The sequence below is a fragment of the Streptomyces sp. NBC_01498 genome (genome assembly GCF_036327775.1).
In the GTDB taxonomy this organism is placed as follows: Bacteria; Actinomycetota; Actinomycetes; order Streptomycetales; family Streptomycetaceae; genus Streptomyces.
This window is the reverse complement of the sequence record NZ_CP109598.1, coordinates 6,299,059-6,325,593: the sequence shown is the minus strand read 5'-3', so window position 1 is coordinate 6,325,593 and position 26,535 is coordinate 6,299,059. Positions and strand designations below refer to the sequence as shown.

Here is a 26,535-nt window from a genome sequence, read left to right as displayed (position 1 = left end):
CGTTGTCGCCCCGCCACAGAGTGACACGCATCAGTCCACTCGTTCCACTCCGGAGGACCGTCCCTTGTCCCTCGCACCCGTCCTCCGTGGGAGGCGGCTCCCCCGCCGCCTCGTCCAGCTCTACGCGGGTCTGACCCTGTACGGCGTGAGCGCGGCCCTGCTGGTGCGGGGCGGGCTCGGGCTGGAGCCCTGGGGCGTGCTGCACCAGGGTCTGTCCGAGCTGACCGGGCTGACCATGGGCGTCGTCTCGATCATCGTCGGCGCGGTGGTGCTGCTGCTGTGGATACCGATCCGGCAGCGGCCCGGGGTCGGCACGGTCTCCAACGTCTTCGTGGTGGGGGTCGCGATGGACGCCGCCCTGGCCCTCGTCCCGGACGGCCGCCATCTCGCCGTACGGATCGCCCTGCTGGTGGCCGGCATCGTGCTCAACGGCGTGGCCACCGGCCTCTACATCGCGGCCCGTTTCGGGCCCGGTCCCCGCGACGGGCTGATGACCGGGCTGCACCGGCTCACCGGCCGCTCCGTGCGGCTGGTCCGTACCGGGATCGAGGTGGCCGTCGTCGCCACCGGATTCGCGCTCGGCGGCTCCGTCGGCATCGGCACGGTCGCCTACGCGCTGGCCATCGGGCCCCTCGCGCAGCTGTTCCTGCGGGTCTTCGACGTCCCGCCGACGCCGGACGGCGACACGGTCGTCGCCGGGGGTTCCCCGGAGCAGGCCATACTTCGGCCGTGACTCCCGTACGCCATCCCTATCTGGACCATCCGTCGCCCATCCCGTTCGCCCACCGGGGCGGCGCGGCCGACGGGATCGAGAACACGGCGGCGGCCTTCCGGCGCGCCGCCGCGCTCGGTTACCGCTACTTCGAGACCGACGTGCACACCACGGCCGACGGCCGGCTCGTCGCGTTCCACGACGCGACGCTCGACCGGGTCACCGACCTGCGCGGCCGGATCGCGGAGCTGCCGTGGAGCGAGGTGGGCCGGGCCCGGGTCGGCGGGACCGAGCCGCTCCCGCTCTTCGAGGATCTTCTGGAGGAGTTCCCGGACGCCCGCTGGAACGTCGACATGAAGGCGGAGCCGGCCCTGGACCCGCTGATCGAACTGATCCGGCGGACGGACAGCTGGGACCGGGTGTGTGTGGGCTCGTTCTCGGAGGCGCGCGTCGCCCGCGCGCACCGGCGGGCGGGTCCCCGGCTGGCCACCTCCTACGGAGTGCGCGGTGTTCTCGGCCTGCGGCTGCGCTCGTACGGGGTGCCCGCGCCGGTGCGTGAGGGCGCCGTCTGTGCGCAGGTGCCGCGGGAGCAGAGCGGGGTGCGGGTGGTCGACCGGCGCTTCGTACGGACGGCGCACGCGCGCGGTCTCCAGGTGCATGTCTGGACCGTCAACGGGGCGGACCGGATGCGCGCGCTCCTGGACCTCGGTGTGGATGGCATCATGACCGATCAACTGGAGACGCTGCGCGCGGTGTTCACCGAACGCGGGCTCTGGCGATGACAGTTGCGGACACCCCCTCGGGGGACGACGGAGGGGGGCGCGGGGTGACCGCCGACACCGCGGGCCTGACCGGCGACGAGACCGGCCGAATACGTGAACAACGCGGCTGGTACTTCTACGACTTCGCCGTCTCCGTCTACTCGACCAGCGTCGTCACGGTCTTCCTCGGGCCGTATCTGACCTCGGTGGCGAAGGCCGCTGCGGACGCCGACGGTTTCGTCCATCCGCTGGGCGTCCCGGTGCGGGCCGGTTCGGTCTTCGCGTACGCCGTGTCCGCGTCGATCGTTCTCGCGGTGCTCCTGATGCCGCTGGCCGGGGCGGTGGCCGACCGTACGGGGCGCAAGAAGCCGCTGCTGGCGGTCGCCGCGTACACGGGGGCGGGCGCGACGGCGGGCATGTTCTTCCTGGACGGCGACCGCTACGCGCTGGGCGTGGTCCTGCTGATCGTGGCGAACGCGTCGCTGTCGGTGTCCATGGCCCTCTACAACGCGTATCTGCCGCAGATCGCCACGCCCGAGGAGCGCGACGCGGTCTCCTCACGGGGCTGGGCCTTCGGCTACACCTCGGGCGCCTTCGTCCTCGTACTGAACCTGATCCTCTACACCGGTCACGAGTCGTTCGGTGTCTCGGAGTCGACGGCCGTACGGATCTGTCTGGCCTCGGCGGGCATCTGGTGGGGCGCCTTCACCCTGATACCGCTGCGCCGGCTGCGCGACCGGCAGGTGGAGCGGGACGCCGGACACCCAACGGAAGCCGGACACCAGGCGGGAGGAGCGGTGGGCACCGGCTGGCGCCAGCTGATCGCCACCCTGCGCGACATGCGCCGCCATCCCCTCACGCTCTCCTTCCTGCTCGCCTATCTGATCTACAACGACGGCGTGCAGACGGTGATCTCCCAGGCGTCCGTCTACGGCTCCGAGGAGCTGGGCCTGGACCAGACGACGCTGATCTCGGCGGTGCTGCTGGTACAGATCCTGGCGGTGGTGGGCGCCCTCGGCATGGGCAGGCTGGCGCGGACCCACGGAGCCAAACGGACGATCCTCGCGTCGCTCGTCGTCTGGACGGTCATCCTGATCGCCGGGTACTTCCTGCCCGCCGGGGCCCCGGTCTGGTTCTTCGGTCTGGCCGCCGCGATCGGCATGGTGCTGGGCGGGAGCCAGGCGCTGTCGCGCTCGCTGTTCTCGCATCTGATCCCGCGCGGCAAGGAGGCCGAGTACTTCGCCGCGTACGAGATGAGCGACCGCGGCCTGAGCTGGCTGGGGCCGCTGGTGTTCGGCCTCGCCTACCAGCTCACCGGCAGCTACCGGGACGCGATCGTCTCGCTGGTGGTCTTCTTCCTGATCGGCTTCGTCCTGCTCGCGCGGGTGCCGGTCCGCCGGGCCGTGGCCGAGGCGGGCAACCCCGTGCCGGAGCGGATTTAGACGTCCAGGTCAAAGCGCGGTAGTGTACGCCGTTGGCCTGCCAGCCGGACCGTCACCGCGTGTCACGGAAGCGAAAACGTGAGCTGACATCCAGCGCCAGATGTGACAAACCGGGCACTGGTGGGTAGAACCAAGGGGCGGTACGACGGCGACGTGTGACCCGGAACGGGAATCTTTACCGCCGACCGGACGTTGACCGGAAGACGACGACAGCGACACCTGTCCTGTGGGCGACAAGCCCGGGAGGCACGATTCATGAGTGAGCGAGCTCTCCGCGGCACGCGACTTGTGGTTACCAGCTACGAGACGGACCGCGGTATCGATCTGGCCCCGCGCCAGGCGGTGGAGTACGCATGCCAGAACGGCCATCGATTTGAGATGCCGTTCTCGGTAGAGGCGGAAATTCCGCCGGAGTGGGAGTGCAAGGCGTGTGGCGCCCAGGCACTCCTGGTTGACGGGGATGGTCCCGAGGAGAAGAAGGGCAAGCCTGCGCGTACGCACTGGGACATGCTCATGGAGCGGCGCACACGCGAGGAGCTGGAGGAGGTGCTGGCCGAGAGGCTGGCCGTCCTGCGCTCCGGCGCCATGAACATCGCGGTGCATCCGCGGGACAGCCGCAAGTCGGCCTGACCCCTCGGGCCCCGGCCCGGCGGGAATCGCCACGACAGCACATGCGAGAAGCCGTGGGCCGCGACACACAATGTGTCGCGGCCCACGGCTTTCGGCTGTCTCAGGAGCGCTGTCTCAGGAGCGCGGGGCGGAACAAGAGCCCACGGCGGAACGAGCTGTCAGGGCGTCAGGGGCGGCCGGGGGCCGTCCTCGCCGGAATCGCGCGGCGGGGCGGGCTCGTCGTGCCGGATGACCTCACCCTGTACGACCTTGCCGTCCGGGCGGCCCATCCGAGCCTGCTGGGCCTGCTGGAAGGCGTCGCCGAGACCCCCGGGGCCGGCGGCGCGCATACGGCGCTCCAGCGACCGCTCCACCCGCCGGCTGAGCAGCGAACGCACCGGGGGGATCAGCAGCACCAGACCGAAGGCGTCGGAGATCAGTCCGGGCAGCATGATCAGCAGACCGCCCAGCATCAGGAACCCGTTGCCGGAACTCTTCGCGTTCTCGTCGGTGTCCGTGGGGGCGTCCGGGCTCTGCTGCTGCCGCTGCGCCTGCTGAAGGGTCTCGGTGAGATTCCGGAAGGCCCGCCGCCCGGCCCGCTTGACGACCACGGAGCCGAGCACGCCCGCGCCGATCAGCAGCGCGAGCACGGTCAGCGCGTTCGTGGCGTCGGCCACGACGGTCAGCAGCCAGATTTCGAGCACCAGCCAGAGGGCGATGCCCAGAGGAACAAATGTGCGTGCGCGTGAGCGCCGCGGAGCCGCGGGAGGCGGTGCGCCGGTCGTCATGATTCCAGTGTGCCTGGCCGCGCCGCGCGTTGTCGTTCGGGGCGGGCCGAAATCCGGGCGTCGGAGGTTCGGGGAGAGTTCCGGTGGTCGCAGGACCGGGGGTCAGAGGGGCTTGCGGCCGAGCATCCGGTTGGCACGCGTACCGACGCCCCAGGCGGTGACCCGCCAGAGCGCCTCCACGAGGATGTCGCGGCTCATCTTGGAGTCGCCCAGTTCGCGGTCGACGAAGGTGATCGGCACCTCCACGACATGGCAGCCGGCCTCGACGGCCCGGCGCGCGAGGTCGACCTGGAAGCAGTAGCCCTGCGAGGCGACCTCGTCCAGACCGAGCCGGTTCAGCGTCTCCGTACGGAAGGCGCGGAAGCCGCCGGTGATGTCGCGCAGCGGCAGTCCGAGCAGTGCCCGTGAGTACGTGCTGCCGCCCCGGGAGATCATCTCGCGGGTCCTCGGCCAGTTGACCACCCGGCCGCCGGGCACCCAGCGCGAACCGAGCACGAGGTCGGCGCCCTTGAGCGCGGTCAGCAGGCGGGGCAGTTCCTCGGGCTGGTGGGAGCCGTCGGCGTCCATCTCGACCAGGACACCGTAGTCGTGCTCCATGCCCCAGCGGAAGCCCGCCAGATACGCGGCGCCCAGTCCTTCCTTGCCCTTGCGGTGCAGGACGTGGACCCGGTCGTCGGCGGCGGCGAGTTCGTCGGCGATCTTCCCGGTGCCGTCGGGGCTGTTGTCGTCGGTGACCAGGATGTCGGCCTCCGGGACCGCCGCGCGCACGCGCCTGACGGTCCGTTCGATGTTCTCCGCCTCGTTGAAGGTCGGGATGATCACCAACGCTGCGCCGAGCGGGCCGAACCGCCTCTGACCACCGTCGTTCACAACTGCCCCTTAATCGCCGTACGCAGAAGTACCACCTTAGCGAGCGGGCGAGGGGTCCCCGTCCACACGGTGGCGGGGTGTCGTACCGAATGGGGAAGGGGCGGCCGGAATACGGCGGCGCGGAGCCTCCGGGCGGGAGGCCGGGGGCGTACGGGTCGGGTCCCGGCGTCCTTCGGGCCGACCTCGGACCCGCCGGCTGCGGGTCGACCGAGAGCCGTTGTCTACTGAACGCCGGGGCCCTACCCGGGTCGCACCCGCCGACCGGCGGAGACCCTCCCTCGTCCCCGAGGCGCGGGCGCTGGACCTGGCTCCCAGTGGTGGCGCGCCGGTGCGGCGCGCCACCCCCTGACCCAGCGGCGTTCGACGACTGCGTGGGAGTTGCCGGTCGGACGTCTGTGGTGGACCCGGCCGAACCTACCGGCCGGTGAGTGCGTGCTGTCAATACATCCGTGACCTGCGCCGTCGACGTGTTTCAGCAGGTCGGCGACGGAGATCCGCTGGTCGCGACCGTGGCTGGGAAGCATCGGTCGGCGGTACGGAAACGCGGGTACATCACTCGTTCGGTCGCACGAACACCGTTCGCCCGCCCACGACGGTCCGCAGGCAGACGGGCAGGGGGGTGCCGGGGGTCAGATCGGGCAGGCCGGGCGTGCCCGAACGCGGGTCGGTGGACCAGCGGGCGACCCGGTCGTCGGGGGCCTGGACGATCAGCTCCTCGGTGCGCCAGACCGCGTAGTCGGCGGGCGCGCCCGGCACGAGCACCCCCGTGTCGTCGCGGCCCGCGGCGCGTCCGCCGCCGCGGGTGTGGGCGGTGAACGCGGCGCGTACGGAGATCCGGTGGGCGGGTGTGCGGTGGAACGCGGCGGCCCGGACGGTGCCCCAGGGGTCGAGCGGGGTGACGGGGCTGTCGGAGCCGAAGGCGAGGGGGACACCGGCGCGGAGCAGGGCGGCGTACGGGTTGAGGGTGGCGGCGCGGGGCGCGCCGAGCCGGTCGGCGTACATGCCGTCCGTACCGCCCCAGGCCGCGTCGAACGCGGGCTGGACGGAGGCGGTGAGGCCGAGTTCGGCGAAGCCGGCGACGGTCTCGGGGGTGAGTGCCTCGGCGTGCTCCACCCGGTGGCGGGCGGCGCGGATCCGGGCGAGTCCGACCCGCTCGGCGGCGGCGCGGATCCCGGCGACGACCGCGTCGACCGCGGCGTCGCCGATGGCGTGGAATCCGGCCTGGAGCCCGGCTTCGGTGCAGGCGGTGACATGGGCGGCGATGTCGGCGGCGTCGAGGTGCGCGGTGCCGGTGTGGGGCGCGTCCGCGTACGGCTCGCGCAGCCAGGCGGTGTGCGAACCGAGCGAGCCGTCCACGAAGAGGTCGCCCGCCGCTCCGGCGGCGCCCAGCGCGCGGACGCGTGCCGCGTCCTTGTCGTCGGCGACGCGCTCGGCCCAGTAGCCGTGCACGCGCGGGCCGGGTTCGTCCTCGGCCAGCCGGAGCAGCCCGGTGAAGTCGTCCTCGGCGGAGATGTGGGGCCCGCCGCACTCGTGGAGGGTGCCGATGCCGAGGGAGGCGGCGCGGGCGCGGGCGGCGCGCTGCGCCTCGGTGCGCTGCGCGGGAGTCAGGGCGGCGTACGCGGCGGCGCGTACGGCGTGGTGGGCGTCACCGGTCAGCGGGGCGTCACGATGAAATCCGGCCAGTTCGGTGACGCCGGGCACCAGGTCGAGGAGGGCGGTGGTGACGACGGCGGAGTGGACGTCGACGCGGGTCAGGTACAGCGGTCGTCCGTCGGCCGCTTCGTCCAGTTCCCGGCGGCCGGGGGCGCGGCGCTCGGGCCAGCGGGCGGCGTCCCAGCCGTGCCCGAGGAGTACCCGGTCGGCGGGGTGGGCGGCGCGGTGGTCCCGGACGAGCGCGAGCGCGTCGGCGAGCGTGGCGGCGCCGGACAGGTCGAGTCCGGTGAGGGCGAGACCGGTCGCGGTGGTGTGGACGTGCGCGTCGGTGAACGCGGGCGTGACGAGGGCGCCTTCGAGGTCGACGACCTCGTCCACCCCGGAGGCGAAGGAGTCGGCGGCACCTTCGGAGCCGACCCAGGCGACATGGCCGCGTTCGACGACCATCGCGGTGGCGAAGGGGTCGGCGGGGCTGTGGACGTCTCCCCCGCGCAGCAGAATGGTTCGGGTTCGACTCGGGGCGGCGGCACGATCGTTCATGACCCCCAGTCTCCCGCCTCCCACGAGGACTCCGACACGCAGGGGTGGGCGGCGCCGGGCCCCGGCGGGTGAGCCGAAGGGCGCGCCGCCGCCGGCAGGGGCTTCGAGCGCCCGGAGGCGCACCGAGTCCGAAGAGGAGCACCGGTGGGCCGGGACCTCAGAAGTGCGGTGCGCGGGCCTCGTACGGGGTGGAGAGGACCACCGTCGTGCGGGTGGAGACGCCCGCCAGGGTGCGGATGCGGGTCAGCAGGTTCTCCAGTTCCAGGGGTGTCGCCACCCGTACCTTGAGGATGTAGTTCTCCTCGCCGGCCACGCTGTGGCATGCCTCGATCTCGGGGATCGGCGCCAGCCGTTCCGCGATGTCGTCGGGCGCGCTGGGGTCGAACGGCTTGACCGAGATGAACGCGGTCAGGGGCAGTCCGACGGCTTCGGGGTCCACGACGGCGGCGTAGCCGCGTACGACTCCGCGCTGCTCCAGTCTGCGGACGCGCTGATGAACCGCCGAGGTGGACAGACCGGTGGCCCTGCCCAGGTCGGTGTAGCTCATCCGCCCGTCCTTGACGAGCAATTCCACGATCTGACGATCCAGCTCCTCCATGCGGATCAACCTATTGCCCGAGGTCGCTTCCGGCACAGCAGACGACGTACTGGATCGTCACCCGTGCCGGGCATGTGACGAACACCACAGGTATGTCGCGTGGTCGGTCGAGGCCTCACGGTTACCTGCCTCGCGCGACGGGAATTGCTTGCTGTGGTCGAGGCCGCACGTGGCAGTCGGCCCACCTGAGGGGGAGTGTCTCCATGCAGAGCCTGAAGAGCACCGGACGTATCGAACCGGAGCCCTTTGATCCCGTCGAGGCCGACGATCTCGACTTCTACGACACCTTCGAGATGTACCGGGTCGTGTGCCCGGACTGCTCCCAGCCGATCGCCCTTCTGGCGGACGAGGACAATCTGCCGGAGCACGCGCTGTGCCCCAGCCCGTGGAATCCGTTCGTCCTCACCGTGTGCGCGGGTACGGGCCGTTCGGCCGACGACGCCCGGCCCGCCGACGAGTCGCTCGACGCGCAGGAGCAGGACACCGCGCTGCTGCTGACGCTCCCTCAGGGGCTGGACTGGCGTACGCAGCCGTTCTCCCATGCGGGCGGCCCGAGTTCACGTCCGTTCAAGCTGCCGCAGCCGCGCCGGCACGCCGCCTGACGCGCGGCCCCGCCGCCTCGTCGCCTCACGGGCCCCACGGCACGTCACGTACCGCCCTGACTGTTCCGAACGAGCCGACGGCTCGTCGATTCGCCGTTCCCGTCCGCCGGTTGGCGATCTCCGACGGACGGGACACAGGGTCAGGTCGGTCCGGCTCAGCGGGTTTCGGGGCCGACCAGGTGCCGGGCGATGACCATGCGCTGGATCTGGTTGGTGCCTTCCACGATCTGGAGGACCTTCGCCTCGCGCATGTAGCGCTCGGCGGGGAAGTCCGCCGTGTAGCCGTAGCCGCCGAGCACCTGCACGGCGTCCGTGGTGACCCGCATCGCCGCGTCGGTGCAGAACAGCTTCGCCATCGCGGCCTGGCGGGAGAACGGCAGCCCCGCGTCCCGCAGCCGGGCCGCCGCCAGGTACAGCGCACGGCCCGCGTCGATCTGGGTGGCCATGTCGGCGAGCAGGAAGCGCAGCCCCTGGAAGTCGGCGATGGGGCGGCCGAACTGCCTGCGCCCCGCCGCGTATTCCACGGCCTCGTCGAGCGCCGCCTGCGCGACTCCCACGGCGCAGGCCGCGATGCCGAGCCGGCCGGAGTCGAGTGCGGAGAGGGCGATCGCGAACCCCTGCCCCTCGTCGCCGATCCGCCGGTCGTCGCCGACCCGGACGCCGTCGAAGTGGAGCTGGGCGGTGGGCGAGCCCTTCATGCCCATCTTCTTCTCGGGTGCCGCGGCGACCAGCCCTTCGGCGTCGCCCGGCACCAGGAAGGCCGAGATGCCGCGGGCACCCTCGCCGCCGGTGCGCGCGAGCACGGTGCAGAAGTCGGCGATGCCGCCGTGGGTGATCCACGCCTTGGTGCCGGTGATCACCCAGTCGTCGCCGTCCCTGACGGCCTTGGTGCTCAGCGAGGCGGCGTCGGACCCGGAGGCGGGCTCGGAGAGGCAGTAGGCGCCCAGCAGGCCGCCGCCCAGCATGGCGGGGAGGTGTTCGGCCTGCTGGTCGGCGGTGCCGTAGGAGGCGAGCGCGTGGCAGGCCAGTGAGTGGACGCTGACGCCGAGGCCGACGGTGAGGCGGGCCGCGGCGAGCTCTTCGAGGACCTGGAGGTAGACCTCGTACGGCTGGTCGCCGCCGCCGTGCGCGGAGTCGTACGGCAGGCCGAGCAGGCCGGACGCGGAGAGGAGGGCGAAGGTCTCGCGGGGGAAGCGGCCGGCCTCCTCCCCCTCGGACGCCCCGGGGGCGATCTCCCGCTCGACGATGTCGCGTACGAGCGTGAGCAGGTCCTTCGACTCCTCGGTGGGCAGCTGACGTTCCACCTGTCGCGGGGCGCGGTCGGGCATGGCGGCGCTCTCCTCCCTGTCGGGACGCTACGGCGGTCGCGCACGCTGGGTGTGGCGGCGCCGCCGGTCGGGGCCCGGGGGTGTCCCCGGGCCGGAATACTGCCCAGCCGATGCTGCCGCCCCGGATCACGGGAGGGGCTGACCAGCGGCTGTGGCGCGTTGAGTATGCCCGATCGGCGGGGTGTAGTCACGGGAGGTCAGGTCCTGTTCGGCCGGGCTCCGGCCTCCCGCGCGGCCGGCACGCCCCGGCATACCGCCACGGGCTTCGTGCGAAGTCTGTTCCCACCCATTGACCGACTGGTCTAGTCCTTCTAACGTCCCGAGGAACACTTCGCGTCCATGACAGGTCGATGTCCCGGACGCGCTCTCCCTCCCCCACGAGGAGACCTCATGCTCGGACCGCACCGTCCCCGCGCCCGTTTCCGGGCGCTCGTCGCCGCCGCCTGTACGGCCGTTCTCGGCGTGTCCCTGCTCGCCGGTGCCGGCAGCGCGGCGGCGGACCAGGAGAAGGCCCCGGCGAGCGCGGCCCCCACAGCCGCTGCCGGGAAGGTCGTCGGATACTTCGCCAACTGGGGTGTCTACGACCGGAATTACCACGTCAAGAACATCGAGACCTCCGGGTCGGCCGACAAGCTCACACACATCAACTACGCGTTCGGCAACGTCCAGGGAGGCAAGTGCGTCATCGGTGACGCGTTCGCCGACCACGAGAAGTCCTACACCGCCGACCAGAGCGTCGACGGGGTGGCCGACGCCTGGGACCAGCCGCTGCGCGGCAACTTCAACCAGCTGCGCAAGCTCAAGGCGCTCCACCCCGGTCTGAAGGTCATCTGGTCGTTCGGCGGCTGGTCCTGGTCGGGCGGCTTCGGCGAGGCGGCACAGAACCCGGCCGCGTTCGCCAAGTCCTGCCGCGACCTGGTCGAGGACCCGCGCTGGGCCGATGTCTTCGACGGTATCGACGTCGACTGGGAGTACCCGAACGCCTGTGGTCTGACCTGCGACACCAGCGGTCCCGACGCCTTCACGAATCTGGTGTCGGCGCTGCGTACGGAGTTCGGCGGCGACCTGGTCACCGCGGCGATCACCGCCGACGGCTCGGACGGCGGCAAGATCGACGCCACGGACTACGGCACGGCGGCCCAGCACCTCGACTGGTATCTGCCGATGACGTACGACTTCTTCGGCGCGTTCGCGGCGCAGGGTCCGACGGCCCCGCACTCGCCGCTGACGTCGTACGACGGCATCCCGCAGGAGGGCTTCAACTCCGACGCGGCGATCACGAAGCTGAAGGCCAAGGGGGTTCCGGCGGAGAAGCTGCTGCTCGGCATCGGCTTCTACGGACGCGGCTGGACGGGCGTCACCCGGGCGGAGCCGGGCGGCAGCGCGACGGGTGCGGCGCCGGGCACGTACGAGCCGGGCATCGAGGACTACAAGGTCCTCAAGAACACCTGCCCGGCGAACGGCACGGTGGCCGGGACCGCGTACGCGCACTGCGGCACCAACTGGTGGAGCTACGACACCCCCGCCACCATCGGTACCAAGATGGACTACAAGAACCAGCAGGGCCTCGGAGGCACGTTCTTCTGGGAGTTGAGCGGCGACACGGCCGACGGTGAGCTGATCGACGCGATCAACTGACCGACGGAGGAAGGGCGGACGGGGCGGGGCCGCCGAGCCCCGCCCCGTTCCCGTGCGCCCCGCCCGTTCCCGTGCGCCCCGCCCGTTCGCCTGAGATCCGCCCGTCCGCCTGAGATCCGCTCCGCCGTCGCGGCCTGCCGTGGTGCGGCGCCGTGTACGGGCCGGTTCAGGTGTCGCGGCCGGTGTACGGACGGAAGTCCGGGTCCGGCGGCGGCGCCGGGCACTCCGGCGCGAACTCCTCGATCGTGTTGAGCGTGTGCCGCAGCATCCGCACCAGCAGGTCGCGCGGGATCTCCCGGGTCAACTCCTCGCGGTGCTCCAGCCATTCGAGCGTCAGCCACTCGACGCTGCTGAGCCAGCCCAGCAGGGCGAGCCGCGCGATCGGCGGGATGTCCTGGCGGCCGTACGCGCCCTGGGCGACGGTGGCGACCAGTCCGGTACGCACCGCGTCGCGGATCGCCTGCACCTGGGTGTCGAAGCCCACCCCGCCGGTGATGATCGTGCGGTAGGCGGCCTCGTTGAACTGGGCGAACCGGAGATACGCCTCGACGGTGCGCTGGACGCGCTGGGTGTTCGGCAGATCGCCGCCCCCGGCGGCGAGCGAGACCAACTCCCCCACGGAGTCCTCGATGATGGCGAGGTAGTAGCCGCGCTTGTTCTTGAAGTAGTAGTAGATCAGCCCCTTGGCGACACCGGCGTGCCGGGCGATGTCGTCCATGGACAGCGCGTCGTACGAGGTGTCGGCGAACAACTTCCGGCCGGTGGCGATGAGTTCGGAGCGGCGCTGCTGCGCCCGCTCGCTCTCGCCACGCTGCTGCCTGTCGTTCAAGTCCGCGCTTCCCCGTCTCGGCCGTCACAGGAGATCCGCAGTATTGCAGACCCGTCGCGGGAGGGCGGGACCGGCCGGGGTGAGCGCTCTCCGGTCGCGGCACGCGAGGGCGCCGGGGTGAACGGCATCACCCCGGCGCCCGCGCCGACACCTCCGACGAACCGTCAGCACGCCCTGTCCGGAGGCTCTGTGACGACGGAGCTATGACCGAGGGACAAGTGACCCAGGGACAAGTGACGGAGGTCCTGACCCGGTGTCATCTCCTCAGATCCGCTCCCCACGCCCTGTCACACGGGTACCGCCGCCGGACCCGGCGGCCTCAGCGCACGCCGACGGTCTCCAGCGCCTTGCGCTGGGCCGCCGTGGGCTCCGCAGGCCAGTAGAGGTAGCAGACGCCGCCGGTGCCCGAGGACACGCCGCCCGAGGCGTTGTAGCGCTTCGTGCGCAGCCAGATGTTCTCCCACTCACGGCGGTTGTAGACCCGCCGGACCGCCTCGTTGCTGGGCGAGGCGGGGTCGTTGGCGATGACGTCGCCGGCGGCCGTGAAGCCGATCACCGTCATCAGATGGCCGGAGGTGCCGTAACCCGCGCCGGTCAGCTCCGACTCCAGGAAGGACTGCGAGGTGATGACCGGGATGCCCGCGCGGATCAGCCGCTCCACGTCGGCGAGCGAGCCGAGCCGGGTGACGACGCCGTTCATGTCCGGGTAGGTGGCGGCGTAGGCGGCGTTGAAGGGCCAGTTGCCACAGCCGTCGTACTGGTGGTCGAAGGTGTACCGGGCCGCGTGGCAGACCTGGGGGTCGGCGAAGTCCGGGTTCACCCACGCCAGGTCCTCGGCGGTGGGCTTCCGGCCCCAGTACTCGATGATCATCTGCGAGGAGGTGGGGCTGCACCACGCCTCGCCGCCGTTGTCGTACTCCGGGTACTGGCCGACGTGCGTGTTCTGCGAGTAGCGCGGTACGGGCAGTTCGCGCGCCACCTGGTGCGCGGACGCCGGGACGGTGAAGCGGTCCGGGATGTCGGAGGTCATCGCGCCGACCCGGCGGACGGTGGGCGTGAGGGTCGTGCCTGGCTTGCGGTGGAGGGTGAGGCGCAGCTGGTACGAGACCAGCCGCAGACCGCTCGCCGCGTCGTCGATGGCGAAGGTGTCGGTCCAGACGCTGCTGCGGTCGTCCGTCTGGTCGTCGACGGAGGTGCGCCGGATGTCACCGTCGCCGGACGCCCAGCGGCCCATCACGTACCAGGGAGTCGCGGCGCCGTCGGAGTAGGTGCCGCGCAGTTCAGTCTGGATCCAGGTGCCCGCGGGTGTGGTGGCGTTCCAGGAGGCGATCGCCTCGGTGGCCGGGACGCCGGAGCGGTGGACGGGCGAGGTCCAGGTGGCGTACTCCCAGGTGCTGGTGGTGCCGGTGTGCGGGTCGGTGTAGTCGGTGCTGCCCACGGGGGTGGCGATGACCAGACCGGACCGGCCGCCGGACAGGGCCTTCGTGCCCTCGCCCCGGCCGCCGCGCCAGTCGGCGGAGGATGTCCAGAAGTGGTTGTCCACGAGACCGTTCCGCGGGTGGTGGCGGCCGGACGGTGCGGCCGGAGAGGCCGCCACGGCGGGGGCGGCGGTGGACAGCGCGCCCGCGCCGGCGGCGGCGAGGGCCGCGGCCAGGACAGTACGGCGCGACGCCGGGCTGTTCCCGGCAGAGGCTGGGTGGTTCATGGGGGACCCCCGGGGTCACTGGGCTGGTGCACGACAGAGTGCGCCCACTATCGCGGGCCCGGTCCGGCTTCTGCCAGCACTTCGTGCCGCGTCATCGCCACCAATATTGGTCTCGACCACTGGTGCGACCCGCTGTTCCGCGGCCTCGCGGCGCCGTCCCCCTGTCCCCTGTCCCCTTCCTGGTGGCCGGGCGGGCGCGGGCATCGGCGGTACTCGCGCCCGTGCCGGCCCCGGCGTGCGTAGGGTGACCGGATGGACGCTCTCATCGAAGCCGCCATGACCCTGCGGGCGCTGCCGCCGTCCTGCGGCCCCGTCCGGCTGGTCGCGGTCGACGGGCACGCCGGTTCGGGAAAGACGACCCTCGCCGCACGGCTCGCCGCCGCGCTCGGCGGGGCGCCCGTGCTGCGGCTGGACGATCTGGCCTCCCACGACGCGTTCTTCGACTGGACGGACAGACTCACCGACGGCGTCCTCGAACCGCTCGCGCGCGGCGCGGGCGCGCGGTACGCGCCGTACGACTGGACCCTGCGGCGCTTCCACGCGCCCCGCCCCGTGCCCCCCGCGCCGGTCGTCCTGATCGAGGGGGTCGGCGCGGGCCGGGCGGCGGTACGGCCGTGGCTGGCGAGGCTGCTGTGGATGGAGCGGAGCGCCGAGGAGTCGTGGCGGCGGGGCCGCGCGCGCGACGGGGCGGGCCTGTCGGCCTTCTGGGACACCTGGACCGAGGCGGAGACCCGGCATTTCGCGGCAGATCCGTCGCGTCCGTTCGCGGATGTGCTGGTGCGTGAATGGCAGCGGGGTTACCTCTGGGAGCCGGGGTCCGCCGCGACCGCGCCGGCGGACCGGCCTGTCACCTACGGTGACGGGATGCCGACTCCATACTGAGCAGTCGGAAATCAGCCTCGAAGGGCCTCAACTCCGCTTGACCAAGAGGCGGGGCAGGTCTTACGTTCTCAATGTGCGGCTTTTCGGAGCCGCCCCAGACGCGAGGCCCCCGGTTGTTCCCCCGTGATCGGGGGCTTCGTTCTGCCCTCCTCCCGCCCTCCCCCGCACCGCCGCCCACCCGACTGTCACTCTGGGTCACCGCCGGTGCGCGTGCGACGGCTGCGCCCTTAGTCGCGCCCCCTATGCGCAGGTACGATGCCCCTCGGGGGGTCAATTCCCGTTAGCGACAAGGTGGTTCAGCACACTCTGCCGACGGGCGCCCGCCCGGCGGGACATCACGGGGTCATGTTGTGGGGGGCCGGATGGACATCGGCACGCAGGGCGCTCAGGCCCCGGCCGATCTCGCGTGGGTACGTGGTGTGGACGCCTACACGATGGGGGCGTACCCCCAGGCGGAGGACGAGTTCCGGGAGGCCGTACGGCTCGATCCCGAAATGGCCGACGGCTGGCTCGGGTTGCACGCGCTACGGGTCGACACCACGACCGCGCTGCTGCACATGTACCGGCACCGGGACCGTTTCGGCGAGCAGCGCTCCCGGCACCGCCGCACCCTCAACTCCTGGTACTGGCTGGGCTGGTGGGTGCAGCCGGTGCTGGAGAGCCGGCGCGATCTGCTGCTCGCGCACGCCTCGCACTGGCTCGACGGCCGTCATGTGCCCGAGCTGGACCGGGCGCTGGCCGGGCTGCCGCCCGTGGACACCGACCCGCACGTGCGCTTCCTGCACGCCTGCCGCGCCTATCTGGTCAAGGACTGGGACCAGTTGGTGCGGCACACCGAATCCCTCGTCAACGACCCGCTGCTGGGTATCGAGGCCGGTCTGTTCGGTGGCATGGCGCGGGTGCGGCTGGAGATGTACGGGCAGGCGGAGCCACTGCTCGCCACGTCACTGATGCGGTGCCGCAGCGAACAGCCGCAGCGCAAGGAGCTGCGTTACTGGCTGGCGAGGGCGCACGAGGGGACCGGCCGGAGCGCCGCCGCCCTGCCGCTGTACCGGGCCGTGCACCGTATCGACCCCACCTTCATGGACACCGCCGCCCGGCTGGCGGCGATCACCGATTCGGACGGCTACGACGGGGCGGACGACCCGGCCGGTCTGGCGTCGATCGCGCTGGCCGGGTTCGGGCAGGACACGGTGGACGTGGGGGCGGACGGCGAGTTCCCGGGGGGACCCGATCCCCGGCCGGGCGCCGAGGGCCAGTCGCCGTTCGGGACGGGCGGCGGTCCGGTGGACCCCGGGGGCCGGGCGGACGGCATCCGGGAGAAGGCGCGCGTGCCGGCGCAGCCCGCTCCCCCGCAGTTCCCCGACCGGCCGACGGACCCGGTCCTGCTGGCCGAGGCGCTCGCCGAGCTGGAGCGGATGGTCGGTCTGGAGCCGGTCAAACGGCAGGTCAAGGCGTTGTCCGCGCAGCTCAACATGGCGCGGTTACGAGCAGGTCAGGGGCTGCCCGTGCAGCCGCCCAAGCGGCATTTCATCTTCTCCGGTCCCTCGGGCACCGGGAAGACGACCGTCGCGCGCATCCTCGGGCGGGTCTTCTACGCGCTGGGGCTGCTGGGCGGCGACCATCTGGTGGAGGCCCAACGGGCCGATCTGGTGGGCGAGTTCCTGGGCCAGACCGCGGTGAAGGCCAACGAGCTGATCGACTCGGCGCTCGGCGGTGTGCTGTTCGTGGACGAGGCGTACAGCCTGGCCAACTCCGGTTACAGCAAGGGGGACGCGTACGGCGACGAGGCCCTTCAGGTGCTGCTGAAGCGCGCGGAGGACAACCGGAACCATCTCGTGGTGATACTGGCCGGCTACCCGGAGGGCATGGACCGGCTGCTCGCCACCAACCCCGGGCTCTCGTCCCGTTTCACGACGCGCATCGACTTCCCCAGCTACCGCCCGCTCGAACTGACCGCGATCGGCGAGGTGCTGGCCGCCGAGAACGACGACATGTGGGACGAGGAGTCGCTGGACGAACTGAGCAGCATCAGCGGCCATGTGATCGACCAGGGCTGGATCGACGAACTGGGCAACGGGCGTTTCCTGCGCACTCTGTACGAGAAGAGCTGCGCCTACCGCGATCTGCGGCTCTCCGGTTATGCCGGCACACCGGGACGGGAGGACCTGTCCACCCTGCGGCTGCCGGACCTGATGCAGGCGTACGGCGAGGTGCTGTCGGGCCGGGGTCCGGTGGACCGGGGGCGCGGGGCCGGGGATCCGCCGGCGCTCTGACACGGACGCGTCGGGGCCCGGCCAGCGCGCGGCGCGGACCGGGCGCGCGGGTCCCCGGGTGCCGGACCGGTCGTGGTCCGGCACCCGGGGGTCCCTGCGCGCGGGCCCCCGACGGACCCGGCCCCGTCAGCGGGCGAGAACCTGGTCCGAGAGGTCGGGCGGAGTGCCCGTGCCTCCGGTGCGCAGCGGCACCGGCCGGGTCGCCCGCCGGTGGGAGGGGTCCCGTACCTCGCCGACGAGCATCTCCAGGACGTCCTCCAGCGCGACCAGGCCAAGCACCCGGCCGGACGCGTCGGCGACCTGCGCGAGATGGGTGGCCGCCCGGCGCATGACGGTGAGGGTGTCGTCCAGGGGCAGTTCGGCCCGCAGGGTCGTCATCGGCCGCCAGACGCGCTGCGGTACGGCGCGCTCCCGCTCCTCCAGGTCGAGGACGTCCTTGACGTGCACGTACCCCATGAACACCCCGGCGTTGTCGGCGCAGACGGGGAAGCGGGAGAAGCCGGTGCGCACCGTCAGCTCCTCGATCTCCCGGGGGGTGACGGCGGGGGTGACCGTCACCAGTCCGGCGCGGGTGAGCAGGACGTCGGTGACCGGGCGGGAGCCGAGTTCCAGGGCGTCCTCCAGCCGCTCCTGCTCGGCCGGTTCGAGGAGCCCGGCCTGGCCGGAGTCCTCCACGAGCCGGTTGAGCTGTTCGCTGGTGAAGGCGGCCTCCACCTCGTCCCTGGGTTCGACGCCGAACGCCCGCAGGACGAGCGTGGCGCAGGCGCCGAGGGCGGCGGTGACGGGGCGGCAGAGCCGGGCGAAGCCGACGAGTCCGGGGCTGAGCCAGACGGCGGTCCGTTCCGGGGCCGCCATGGCGAGGTTCTTCGGGACCATCTCGCCGATGACGAGGTGCAGGAAGACCACCAGGGCGAGGGCGATGACGAAGCCCAGGGGGTGGATGAGGCCGTCGGGGACATGGGCCGCGTGGAAGACCGGTTCGAGGAGATGGGCGACGGTGGGCTCGGCGACGGCGCCGAGGGTCAGGGAGCAGACGGTGATGCCGAACTGCGCGGCGGCCATCATCTGCGGCAGGTTCTCCAGACCGTGCAGCACCTGGCGGGCGCGTGCCGATCCCTGGGCGGCCAGCGGTTCGATCTGGCTGCGGCGTACGGAGACGAGCGCGAACTCGGCCCCGACGAAGAAACCGTTGGCGAGGACGAGCAGGACGGCGAAGAGAAGCTGGAGGACGGTCACCGGGCCGCCTCCGGCTGGGCGGGGGCGGAGGCCGGGGCCGACACCGGGGCGGAGGCCGCCGGCGGGGACGGTGTCACCGCCGGGGCGGGGGCCGACGCCGGGACCGGCGCGGGCGGGGGTGCCGCCACGGCAGCCGGGGGCGGGGCGCCCGCCGTACGGACCAGCCGGACGCGTTCGGCCCGGTAGCGCCCGACCTGGCGGACGGAGAGCCGCCAGCCGGGCAGGTCCGCGCGGTCGCCCGGCGCGGGAATCCGGCCGAGCAGATCGGCGACCAGGCCGGCCACCGTCTCGTACGGCCCGTCGGGGACCGCCAGTCCTATCCGCTGGAGGGTGTGGACGCGGCAGCTGCCCTCGGCGTCCCAGGTCGGGCGGCCGTCGTCGGTGGTGACCGGGACCAGTTCGGGCCGCCCGTCGCCCGCGCTGTCGTGCTCGTCCAGGACCTCGCCGACCAGTTCCTCGACGATGTCCTCCAGGGTGACGACCCCGGCCGTGCCGCCGTACTCGTCCACCACCACGGCGATGGGCTGCTCGTTGCGCAGCCGCTCCAGGAGCTGCTGCGCGGGCAGTGTCTCGGGCACCAGCTGGGCCGGTACGGAGATCCGGCCGACCGGCACCCGCTGCCGCTCGTGCGCGGGCACGGCGAGCGCGTCCTTGAGATGGGCCATGCCGACGATCTCGTCCATCCGCTCCCGGTAGACGGGGAAGCGGGAGAGGCCGGTGGCCCGGGTCAGATTGAGCACGTCGGCCACCGTGGCGTCGGACTGGAGGGCTATCACCTTCACCCGTGGGGTCATGACGTGCTGCGTGGTGAGGTGGCCGAGGGACAGGGTGCGGACGAACAGGTCCGCCGTGTCCTGTTCGAGCGCGCCCGCCAGCGCGGAGTGCCGGGCCAGCGAGACCAGCTCGCCGGGGGTACGGGCGGAGGCCAGCTCGTCGGTCGGCTCGACGCCGAACAGCCGCACCAGCCGGTTGGCCACCGCGTTGAGCAGGGTGATCACCGGGCGCAGGACGGTGGCGAACAGATGCTGCGGTCCGGCGACGAACCGCGCGACCTGCAACGGGCGGGAGACCGCCCAGTTCTTCGGCACGAGTTCGCCGATGACCATCTGTACGGCGGAGGCGACCAGGACACCGATCACCACGGCGACACCGGACACGGCGCCGTCGGGGAGGCCGGTGGCGGTGAGCGGGCCGTCGAGGAGCCGGGCGAGCGCGGGCTCGGCGAGCATGCCGACGACGAGGGAGGTGATCGTGATGCCGAGCTGGGTTCCGGAGAGCTGGAAGGACAGCTCGCGCAGGGCCCGGACGACGGCGCGGGCGCGGCGGTCGCCGGCCGCGGCGGCGCGTTCGGCGTCCGGCCGGTCGACGGTCACGAGACCGAACTCGGCGGCCACGAAGAAGCCGTTGGCGAGGATGAGAAGGAATGCCGCGCCGAGCAGCAGGAGGGGGATGGTCATGCCGCCGCCTCTTCGAAGGCGGCGGCGCGGGTACTACCGGATGATCCGTCCATTGCTGGAGGGAATCACTCCTCGGGTCGCAGGATGCCCCGCAGGCCGGTGCACACGGCCGTTCGACGCGGGGCGGGGCGCGCTCGGCGCCTCCGCCCCCAGAGTAGCCACTGGGACCGGCACCGCAATGTTCACGTGGGACCGGTGTCCGTCCCGGTGCCGGTGCCGGTCTCCCTGCGCGTGTCCCTGCCGGTGTCCGTGGGCGTGTCCGTGCCGGTGTGCGCGGCGGGGCCGCCGGCCGCGTCGGGGGCCCTGTCGGCGGCGGTGTCGTCGCCCGTGCCGCGCGACGCCACGAGGGCGCGCAGTGCCCGCGCGTCGCGTACGGCTTTCCGGCGCGCTATGCCCGGCTGGATGCCGAGGACCGGGAGGCTGGTGCCGTCGCTGAGATCGAGGAAGACCCACGGGTCGCCGACCCGCAGATTGACGCGCAGGATCTCCGCCCACTCCAGCCGCCGGACCCGGGTGAGGTTGACGACGGTGACGCCCGTGTCGTCGGCGACGACCTTCGGGCGGCTGAGCAGACAGAGCACACCGAAGAAGAGCAGGCCGACGAAGATGAAGCTGACCCGCTCCCCCGCGTTCAGCTTCTCCAGCGCCACCGCCATGGCCGTGATGACGGCGAGCATGACGACACCGACGGAGAGCAGCACGATCCGGGTGCCGTTCGGGCGGAACGTCACGGGCAGCGGGGCGGGCGGGTCGGAGGGCGCGGGTTGCGCGGCCGGCACGGTCATCGGATCGGGTCTTTCCGGTCGTTCGGGTCGTTCGGGTCCGGTGAATCCCCGCGGCGCCTCACAGGCGGCAGGCGTGGATGGCCGTGGTGAGGATGGCGCGGGCACCGAGCTCGTACAGGTCGTCCATGATCCGCTGCGCCTCGCGGGCCGGAACCATGGCGCGGACGGCGACCCAGCCCTCGTTGTGCAGCGGGGACACGGTCGGCGACTCCAGGCCGGGGGTGAGGTCGACGGCGCGCTCCAGGTGCTCGGCGCGGCAGTCGTAGTCCATCATCACGTACGTACGGGCGACCAGGACGCCCTGGAGCCGGCGGAGGAACTGCTGGACCTTCGGGTCCCCGGTGTCCGCGCCGTTGCGGCGGATGACGATCGCCTCGGACGTCATGATCGGCTCGCCGATGACCTCCAGTCCGGCGTTCCGCATGGAGGTGCCGGTCTCCACCACGTCCGCGATGACCTGCGCGACGCCCAGTTCGACGGCGGTCTCCACCGCGCCGTCGAGGTGGACCACGGAGGCGTCCACGCCGGTGTCGGCGAGGTGCTTGAGGACGATGCCCTCGTAGGAGGTGGCGATCGTCAGCCCGGCGAAGTCGGCGACGGAGGCGGCGGTGCCGGGCTTCGCGGCGAAGCGGAAGGTGGAGCGGGCGAAGCCGAGCGGCAGGATCTCCTCGGCGCCCGCGCCGGAGTCGAGCAGCAGGTCGCGTCCGGTGATGCCGATGTCGAGCCGGCCGGCGCTCACGTAGAGCGCGATGTCGCGCGGGCGGAGGTAGAAGAACTCGACCTCGTTCTCGGGGTCGACCAGGACGAGTTCCTTGGACTCCGTGCGCTGCTGGTAGCCGGCCTCATGGAGCATCGCCGACGCCGCCCCGGAGAGTGAACCCTTGTTGGGGAGGGCGATACGCAGCATGGGACCGGCTTCCTTACCTGTGAGGTGTGCGTGGGGGTGCGGCGGCGGAACGGCCGCCGGCGGAGGTGGTGCTCAGAGATGGGCGTAGACGTCGTCGAGGGAGATCCCGCGCGCGACCATCATCACCTGGACGTGGTAGAGCAGCTGCGAGATCTCCTCGGCGGTGGCTTCGGGGCCCTCGTACTCGGCGGCCATCCACACCTCGGCGGCCTCTTCGACCACCTTCTTACCGATGGCATGCACTCCCTTGTCCACCAGTTCGGCGGTGCGGGAGGTGCTGGGGTCGCCCGTGGCGGCCTTCTGCTGAAGCTCGGCGAAGAGCTCCTCGAACGTCTTCTTCGGCATGGTGCGGCCTAGCCTACGCGGTCCGGCGGGGCCGTCAGCGCGAGGGTTCGGCGACGGTACGCAGGGTGACGGCGGTGGCGACGGCGGCGGTGACGGCCTCGTGTCCCTTGTCCTCGCGGGAGCCCTCAAGTCCCGCCCGGTCCAGGGCCTGTTCCTCGGTGTCGCAGGTCAGGACGCCGAAGCCGACCGGGATGCCGGTGTCGACCGCGACCCGGGTCAGGCCCTCGGTGACGCCCTGGCACACGTACTCGAAGTGCGGGGTGCCGCCCCGGACGACGACGCCGAGGGCGACGACGGCGTCGTGTCCCCGGTCGGCGAGGACCTTGGCGGCGACGGGCAGTTCGAAGCTGCCGGGGACCCGGATCAGGGTCGGCTCGGCGATGCCCAGTTCCCGCAGGGCGCGCAGGGCGCCGTCGACGAGTCCGTCCATGATCTTCTCGTGCCAGAGGGCCGCGACGACCGCCACCCGCAGATCGCCGCTGTCACGGACGGAGATTTCGGGTGCACCCTTGCCGCTCAATGTGTCTCCTGTTGTTCCGGGTACCGATGTGCCGGTGTACCGATGTGGCTTGACGTGCTTGCTGTGTGGTGCGAGGTCGCCGTGGTGCGGTGTCGCCGTGGTGTGCGGTGGTCACTGGGTGGCGCAGGCCGAGCCGGCGGCCGGGTCGAGCCAGGGCAGTTCGTGCCCCATCCGGTCCCGCTTGGTGCGCAGATAGCGGAGGTTGTGCTCCCCCGCCTGGACGGGCATGGGTTCGCGGGCGGTCACGTCCAGGCCGTGCCGTACCAGCGCGTCGACCTTGTCGGGGTTGTTGGTCATCAGCCGCAGGCTGCGCACCCCGAGGTCGTCCAGGATGCGGGCGCCGGCCGCGTAGTCCCGCGCGTCGGCGGGCAGGCCGAGTTCCAGATTGGCGTCGAGGGTGTCGCGCCCGCGCTCCTGGAGTTCGTACGCGCGCAGCTTGGACAGCAGGCCGATGCCGCGCCCCTCGTGGCCGCGCAGATAGACGACGACGCCCCGGCCCGCCTCGGTGACCCGGCGCATGGACGCCTGGAGCTGGGGGCCGCAGTCGCAGCGCTGCGAGGAGAAGATGTCGCCGGTCAGGCACTCGGAGTGGACCCGCACGAGGATGTCGGCGCCGTCGCCGATGTCGCCGTGGACCAGGGCGACGTGCTCGACGCCGTCCACGGTGGACCGGTAGCCGTATGCCGTGAACTCGCCGTACGCGGTGGGCAGATGGACCTCGGCCTCACGGCGGACGGTGGGCTCGGTGGTGCGCCGGTGGGTGATCAGGTCCTCGATGGAGATGATCGTCAGTCCGTGCTTGCGGGCGAACGGGACCAGTTCGGGCAGCCGGAGCATCACCCCGTCCTCGCCCGCGATCTCCACGATCGCCCCGGCGGGGCGCAGTCCGGCGAGGCGCGCGAGGTCGACCGCCGCCTCGGTGTGGCCGTTGCGGACGAGGACGCCGCCGGGCTTGGCGCGCAGCGGGAAGACATGGCCGGGGCGGACGAAGTCCCCGGGCCCGGCCGTGTCGCCGGCGGCGAGCAGGCGGAGGGTGGTGGCGCGATCGGCGGCGGAGATGCCGGTGGTGACGCCGTGGGCGGGGGCCGCGTCGACGGAGACGGTGAACGCGGTGCGCATCGACTCGGTGTTGTGGTCGACCATCTGCGGCAGTTCGAGCCGGTCGAGTTCCGCGCCCTCCATGGGGGCGCAGATCAGGCCCCGGCACTCGCTCATCATGAAGGCGACGATCTCGGGGGTCGCCTTCTCGGCGGCGATGACCAGGTCGCCCTCGTTCTCGCGGTCCTCGTCGTCCACGACCACGACGGGGCGGCCCGCCGCGATGTCCGCGATCGCCCGTTCGACGGGGTCCAGGGCGAAGTCCTCGATGTTGTCGGTGGAGTACCAAGTGGGCTGTGCGGTCATGCCGTTGCTCCTTCCAGAGCCGTGGTGGCGGCGCGGGTGCGCAGCCACCAGTCGCGCAGCCCCCACAGGACGAGGCCGAGGTAGACGACGTACACGAAGCCGGAGAAGGCGAGTCCGCTGCTGAAGGCGAGCGGGACGCCGACGAGGTCGACCAGCAGCCAGGCGAACCAGAACTCCACCAGGCCGCGCGCCTGGGCGACCATCGCGGCGAGGGTGCCGACGAAGATGTACGCGTCGGGCCACGGGTTCCAGGACAGTTCGGGCAGGGCGGTGAACAGGCCGCCGACCGCGAGGGTGCCCAGGGCCGTGCCGCCCAGCAGCAGCCAACGCTCGGGCCAGGTGGCGAACCGTACGGCGATCGTGCCGTCCTGGGCCTGTTGCCGCCCGCGCTGCCACATCCGCCAGCCCCACAACGCGACGCCGATGACGAGGAGTTGCTTGCCCACACCGCCGCTGAGGTGCGCGGAGGCGTAGGCGGCGACAAGGATGACGCCGGACAGGAGCTGCGCGGGCCAGGTGAGGATCGAACGGCGCCAGCCGAGGGCGAGGGCGATCAGGCCGACGGTGTTGCCGACCATGTCGGACCAGATGATGTGCTGGCCGAAGGCGGTGAACGCCTCCGCGTTCAGCCACGCCGTACCGGGCCAGGCGGCGAGGGCGCTCATCGGACCCGCTCCCGCTCGTCCCGGCCGCCGTCGGTGTCCCGGCCCCCGGAAGTCAGCAGCCGCTCCACGTACTTGGCGATGATGTCGACCTCCAGGTTGACCGGGTCGCCGGGCTGTTTGATGCCGAGCGTGGTCAGCGCGAGGGTGGTGGGGATGAGGCTGACGGTGAAGAAGTCGGAGCCCGCGTCGACCACGGTGAGGCTGACGCCGTCCACGGTGATGGAGCCCTTCTCGACCACGTAGCGGGCGAGTCCGGCGGGGAGTGCGACGGTGACGATCTCCCAGTTGTCGGACGTCCGGCGCTCCAGGACGGTGCCGGTGCCGTCGACATGGCCCTGGACGATGTGTCCGCCGAGCCGGCCGCCGACGGCCGTGGGCCGCTCCAGGTTGACCCGTGAGCCGGGGGTGAGGGCGCCGAGGCTGGAACGGTCCAGGGTCTCGGCCATCACGTCGGCGGTGAACTCGCCCTCGGCGAGGTCCACGACGGTCAGGCAGACGCCGTTGACGGCGATCGAGTCGCCGTGCCGGGCGCCGTCGGTGACGACGGGGCCGCGCAGTCGGAAGCGGGAGGAGTCACCGAGGTTCTCCACGGCGGTGACCTCACCCAGTTCTTCGACGATTCCGGTGAACACTCAGCGCTCCTTCGGTGCGTCCTGTGCGGTGGCGGCCACAGGGTGTACGGGGGTGTCCGCGTGTGGTCGCGCGGTGGTCTCGTGTGCCGCGGGGGCGGTCGGTACGGCGGTTCGGCGCTCGGGGATCGCGGTGACGCGCAGGTCGGGGCCGACGCGTACGGTCTCGGTCATCCGCAGGCGCAACGCCCCGGCGAGCGTGGTGATTCCGGCGTCGCCCAGGGCGGCGGGGCCCGCGCCCAGCAGGACCGGCGCGAGATAGCCGACGACCTTGTCGACGGCCCCGGCCGCGACGAAGGCCCCGGCCAGCGCCGGGCCGCCTTCGAGGAGGACGGAGCGGACGCCGCGCGCGTGCAGGTCGGCGAGGAGCGCGGGGACGGACAGGCCGCGTGCGGCGCGCGGCAGCCGTACGACGTCCACCGGCGCCCCGCCGGGCCCGGCGGCCTTCAGGTGCGTCGTGTCGGCGTCGTCGGCGACGGCGATCAGTGTGGGGGCGGCACCGTCCAGGACGCGGGCCCCCGCCCGTACGACGCCGGCCTCGGTGTCGAGGACGACGCGCAGCGGGGGGACCGCGCCGGGCACCCCGCGAACGGCGAGGTGCGGGTCGTCCACGCGCGCGGTGCCGGAGCCGACGACGACGGCGTCCGACTCGGCGCGGAGCCGGTGCACATCGGCGCGGGACTCGGCGGAGGTGATCCAGCGGCTGGTGGCGTCGGCGGCGGCGACGCGGCCGTCGAGCGTGGCGGCGTACTTCCACAGGACGTACGGACGCCCGAGCCGTACGGAGGTGAGCCAGGCCGCGTTGCCCGCCTCGGCCTCCTCGGCGAGCAGCCCCCTCTCGACGGCGACACCGGCCGCCCGGAGGGTGACGGCACCGCCGCGGGCCGCCGGGTCGGGGTCGGCGACCGCGTACACGACCCGGGCGATCCCGGCCTCGACGAGCGCCCGCGAGCAGGGACCGGTGCGGCCGGTGTGGTCGCACGGTTCGAGAGTGACGTAGGCGGTGCCGCCCCGGGCCCGGTCGCCGGCCGCGCGCAGGGCGTGGATCTCGGCGTGCGGGCCACCGGCCCGCTGGTGGAACCCCTCGCCGGCCGACCGCCCGGCGGCGTCGAGGATCACGCAGCCGACGACCGGATTGGGGCTGGTGGCGCCGAGCGCGCGGGCCGCGAGCGCGACGGCGCGACGCATGGCCTCGGTGTCGGTGTCGGCCGTGGTGGTGGCCACCGGGTCCTCCTGCCTCTGGGGCACGGACTCCGGGGCCTGTCGGACGACGACAGAGAAACGGACACGCACACGGGAACGCCGAAACCGAAGGAACGGATCGTCCGAGGACGACCCGCCGGACGGCGGCGTA

The 26,535-nt window shown here is 72.3% G+C and carries 24 protein-coding genes and 1 pseudogene; 8 read left to right on the top strand and 17 right to left on the bottom strand.

Annotated elements, in window-relative coordinates; genetic code table 11:
* Positions 1 to 64: 64 nt before the first annotated feature.
* The 4 genes from yczE (at position 65) to OG875_RS27050 (ending at position 3,545) form a co-directional block, all read left to right on the top strand.
* Complete coding sequence (yczE, locus tag OG875_RS27065) at positions 65 to 733, top strand: membrane protein YczE (RefSeq protein ID WP_330176838.1); 669 nt, start codon at positions 65 to 67, stop codon at positions 731 to 733.
* Positions 730 to 1,494 carry a glycerophosphodiester phosphodiesterase family protein gene (locus OG875_RS27060; protein WP_330176837.1) on the top strand — a complete coding sequence of 255 codons (765 nt, stop codon included), beginning with the start codon at positions 730 to 732 and terminating at the stop codon, positions 1,492 to 1,494. Before yczE ends, OG875_RS27060 begins: the two co-directional genes overlap by 4 nt.
* Positions 1,491 to 2,915 (top strand): MFS transporter, encoded by a 1,425-nt coding sequence (locus tag OG875_RS27055; RefSeq protein ID WP_443079206.1) that lies wholly within the window; start codon positions 1,491 to 1,493, stop codon positions 2,913 to 2,915. The genes OG875_RS27060 and OG875_RS27055 overlap by 4 nt, the downstream gene beginning before the upstream one ends.
* A gap of 255 nt (positions 2,916 to 3,170) precedes the next feature.
* On the top strand, positions 3,171 to 3,545 hold the full coding sequence (locus tag OG875_RS27050) for an RNA polymerase-binding protein RbpA (RefSeq protein ID WP_003959706.1): 375 nt from the start codon (positions 3,171 to 3,173) through the stop codon (positions 3,543 to 3,545).
* A 158-nt stretch (positions 3,546 to 3,703) separates the two neighbouring features.
* On the opposite strand, the gene fxsA is transcribed toward OG875_RS27050, so the two are convergent.
* From fxsA to OG875_RS27030, 4 genes are all read right to left on the bottom strand, one after another.
* Positions 3,704 to 4,312, bottom strand: a complete 609-nt coding sequence (fxsA, locus tag OG875_RS27045; protein ID WP_330176835.1) for an FxsA family membrane protein — start codon at positions 4,310 to 4,312, stop codon at positions 3,704 to 3,706.
* A gap of 102 nt (positions 4,313 to 4,414) precedes the next feature.
* Entirely contained in the window at positions 4,415 to 5,182 is a 768-nt protein-coding gene (locus OG875_RS27040) for a polyprenol monophosphomannose synthase (protein ID WP_330176834.1), read from the bottom strand.
* A 552-nt stretch (positions 5,183 to 5,734) separates the two neighbouring features.
* Positions 5,735 to 7,375 (bottom strand): amidohydrolase, encoded by a 1,641-nt coding sequence (locus OG875_RS27035; protein ID WP_330176833.1) that lies wholly within the window; start codon positions 7,373 to 7,375, stop codon positions 5,735 to 5,737.
* Between the two features lie 157 nt (positions 7,376 to 7,532).
* Entirely contained in the window at positions 7,533 to 7,973 is a 441-nt protein-coding gene (locus OG875_RS27030) for an Lrp/AsnC family transcriptional regulator (RefSeq protein ID WP_330176832.1), read from the bottom strand.
* A 203-nt stretch (positions 7,974 to 8,176) separates the two neighbouring features.
* Here OG875_RS27030 and OG875_RS27025 point away from each other — a divergent pair, with 203 nt between their 5' ends.
* A complete protein-coding gene (locus OG875_RS27025; RefSeq protein WP_330176831.1) occupies positions 8,177 to 8,575 on the top strand; it encodes a hypothetical protein in 399 nt (132 codons plus the stop codon).
* Positions 8,576 to 8,730: 155 nt separating this feature from the next.
* Here the strand turns inward: OG875_RS27025 and OG875_RS27020 are convergent, their stop codons facing one another.
* Positions 8,731 to 9,903, bottom strand: coding sequence for an acyl-CoA dehydrogenase family protein (locus OG875_RS27020; RefSeq protein WP_330176830.1), 1,173 nt, complete (start codon positions 9,901 to 9,903; stop codon positions 8,731 to 8,733).
* A 390-nt stretch (positions 9,904 to 10,293) separates the two neighbouring features.
* Here OG875_RS27020 and OG875_RS27015 point away from each other — a divergent pair, with 390 nt between their 5' ends.
* On the top strand, positions 10,294 to 11,541 hold the full coding sequence (locus tag OG875_RS27015; protein WP_330176829.1) for a glycoside hydrolase family 18 protein: 1,248 nt from the start codon (positions 10,294 to 10,296) through the stop codon (positions 11,539 to 11,541).
* A 166-nt stretch (positions 11,542 to 11,707) separates the two neighbouring features.
* Here OG875_RS27015 and OG875_RS27010 read toward each other — a convergent pair whose 3' ends face one another.
* Positions 11,708 to 12,370, bottom strand: a complete 663-nt coding sequence (locus OG875_RS27010) for a TetR/AcrR family transcriptional regulator (protein ID WP_330176828.1) — start codon at positions 12,368 to 12,370, stop codon at positions 11,708 to 11,710.
* 319 nt (positions 12,371 to 12,689) lie between these two features.
* The gene (locus OG875_RS27005) at positions 12,690 to 14,075 is read right to left on the bottom strand and encodes a peptidase C39 family protein (RefSeq protein WP_330176827.1); all 1,386 of its coding nucleotides are present in this window, start codon (positions 14,073 to 14,075) and stop codon (positions 12,690 to 12,692) included.
* A 252-nt stretch (positions 14,076 to 14,327) separates the two neighbouring features.
* On the opposite strand from OG875_RS27005, the gene OG875_RS27000 reads away from it, so the two are divergent.
* Positions 14,328 to 14,957: a hypothetical protein gene (locus OG875_RS27000; protein ID WP_330176826.1), complete on the top strand. Its 630-nt coding sequence runs from the start codon at positions 14,328 to 14,330 to the stop codon at positions 14,955 to 14,957.
* Between the two features lie 362 nt (positions 14,958 to 15,319).
* Positions 15,320 to 17,233 carry an AAA family ATPase gene (locus tag OG875_RS26995; protein ID WP_330176825.1) on the top strand — a complete coding sequence of 638 codons (1,914 nt, stop codon included), beginning with the start codon at positions 15,320 to 15,322 and terminating at the stop codon, positions 17,231 to 17,233.
* 126 nt (positions 17,234 to 17,359) lie between these two features.
* Here OG875_RS26995 and OG875_RS26990 read toward each other — a convergent pair whose 3' ends face one another.
* From OG875_RS26990 to ribD, 10 genes and pseudogenes are all read right to left on the bottom strand, one after another.
* On the bottom strand, positions 17,360 to 18,469 hold the full coding sequence (locus OG875_RS26990; protein WP_330176824.1) for a hemolysin family protein: 1,110 nt from the start codon (positions 18,467 to 18,469) through the stop codon (positions 17,360 to 17,362).
* On the bottom strand, positions 18,466 to 19,926 hold the full coding sequence (locus OG875_RS26985; RefSeq protein WP_330176823.1) for a hemolysin family protein: 1,461 nt from the start codon (positions 19,924 to 19,926) through the stop codon (positions 18,466 to 18,468). Before OG875_RS26985 ends, OG875_RS26990 begins: the two co-directional genes overlap by 4 nt.
* 311 nt (positions 19,927 to 20,237) lie before the next feature.
* Positions 20,238 to 20,711: pseudogene (locus tag OG875_RS26980) on the bottom strand (PH domain-containing protein); the annotation flags it as partial.
* Positions 20,712 to 20,769: 58 nt separating this feature from the next.
* The gene (gene hisG / locus OG875_RS26975) at positions 20,770 to 21,618 is read right to left on the bottom strand and encodes an ATP phosphoribosyltransferase (RefSeq protein WP_330176822.1); all 849 of its coding nucleotides are present in this window, start codon (positions 21,616 to 21,618) and stop codon (positions 20,770 to 20,772) included.
* A 72-nt stretch (positions 21,619 to 21,690) separates the two neighbouring features.
* A complete protein-coding gene (locus tag OG875_RS26970) occupies positions 21,691 to 21,963 on the bottom strand; it encodes a phosphoribosyl-ATP diphosphatase (protein ID WP_023543014.1) in 273 nt (90 codons plus the stop codon).
* A gap of 34 nt (positions 21,964 to 21,997) precedes the next feature.
* The gene (ribH, locus tag OG875_RS26965) at positions 21,998 to 22,483 is read right to left on the bottom strand and encodes a 6,7-dimethyl-8-ribityllumazine synthase (protein WP_330176821.1); all 486 of its coding nucleotides are present in this window, start codon (positions 22,481 to 22,483) and stop codon (positions 21,998 to 22,000) included.
* A 111-nt stretch (positions 22,484 to 22,594) separates the two neighbouring features.
* A complete protein-coding gene (locus OG875_RS26960) occupies positions 22,595 to 23,887 on the bottom strand; it encodes a bifunctional 3,4-dihydroxy-2-butanone-4-phosphate synthase/GTP cyclohydrolase II (RefSeq protein ID WP_330176820.1) in 1,293 nt (430 codons plus the stop codon).
* A complete protein-coding gene (locus OG875_RS26955; RefSeq protein WP_330176819.1) occupies positions 23,884 to 24,552 on the bottom strand; it encodes a nicotinamide mononucleotide transporter family protein in 669 nt (222 codons plus the stop codon). Before OG875_RS26955 ends, OG875_RS26960 begins: the two co-directional genes overlap by 4 nt.
* On the bottom strand, positions 24,549 to 25,184 hold the full coding sequence (locus tag OG875_RS26950; RefSeq protein WP_330176818.1) for a riboflavin synthase: 636 nt from the start codon (positions 25,182 to 25,184) through the stop codon (positions 24,549 to 24,551). The genes OG875_RS26955 and OG875_RS26950 overlap by 4 nt, the downstream gene beginning before the upstream one ends.
* Positions 25,185 to 26,369 carry a bifunctional diaminohydroxyphosphoribosylaminopyrimidine deaminase/5-amino-6-(5-phosphoribosylamino)uracil reductase RibD gene (ribD, locus tag OG875_RS26945; protein WP_330177921.1) on the bottom strand — a complete coding sequence of 395 codons (1,185 nt, stop codon included), beginning with the start codon at positions 26,367 to 26,369 and terminating at the stop codon, positions 25,185 to 25,187.
* Positions 26,370 to 26,535: the final 166 nt, after the last annotated feature.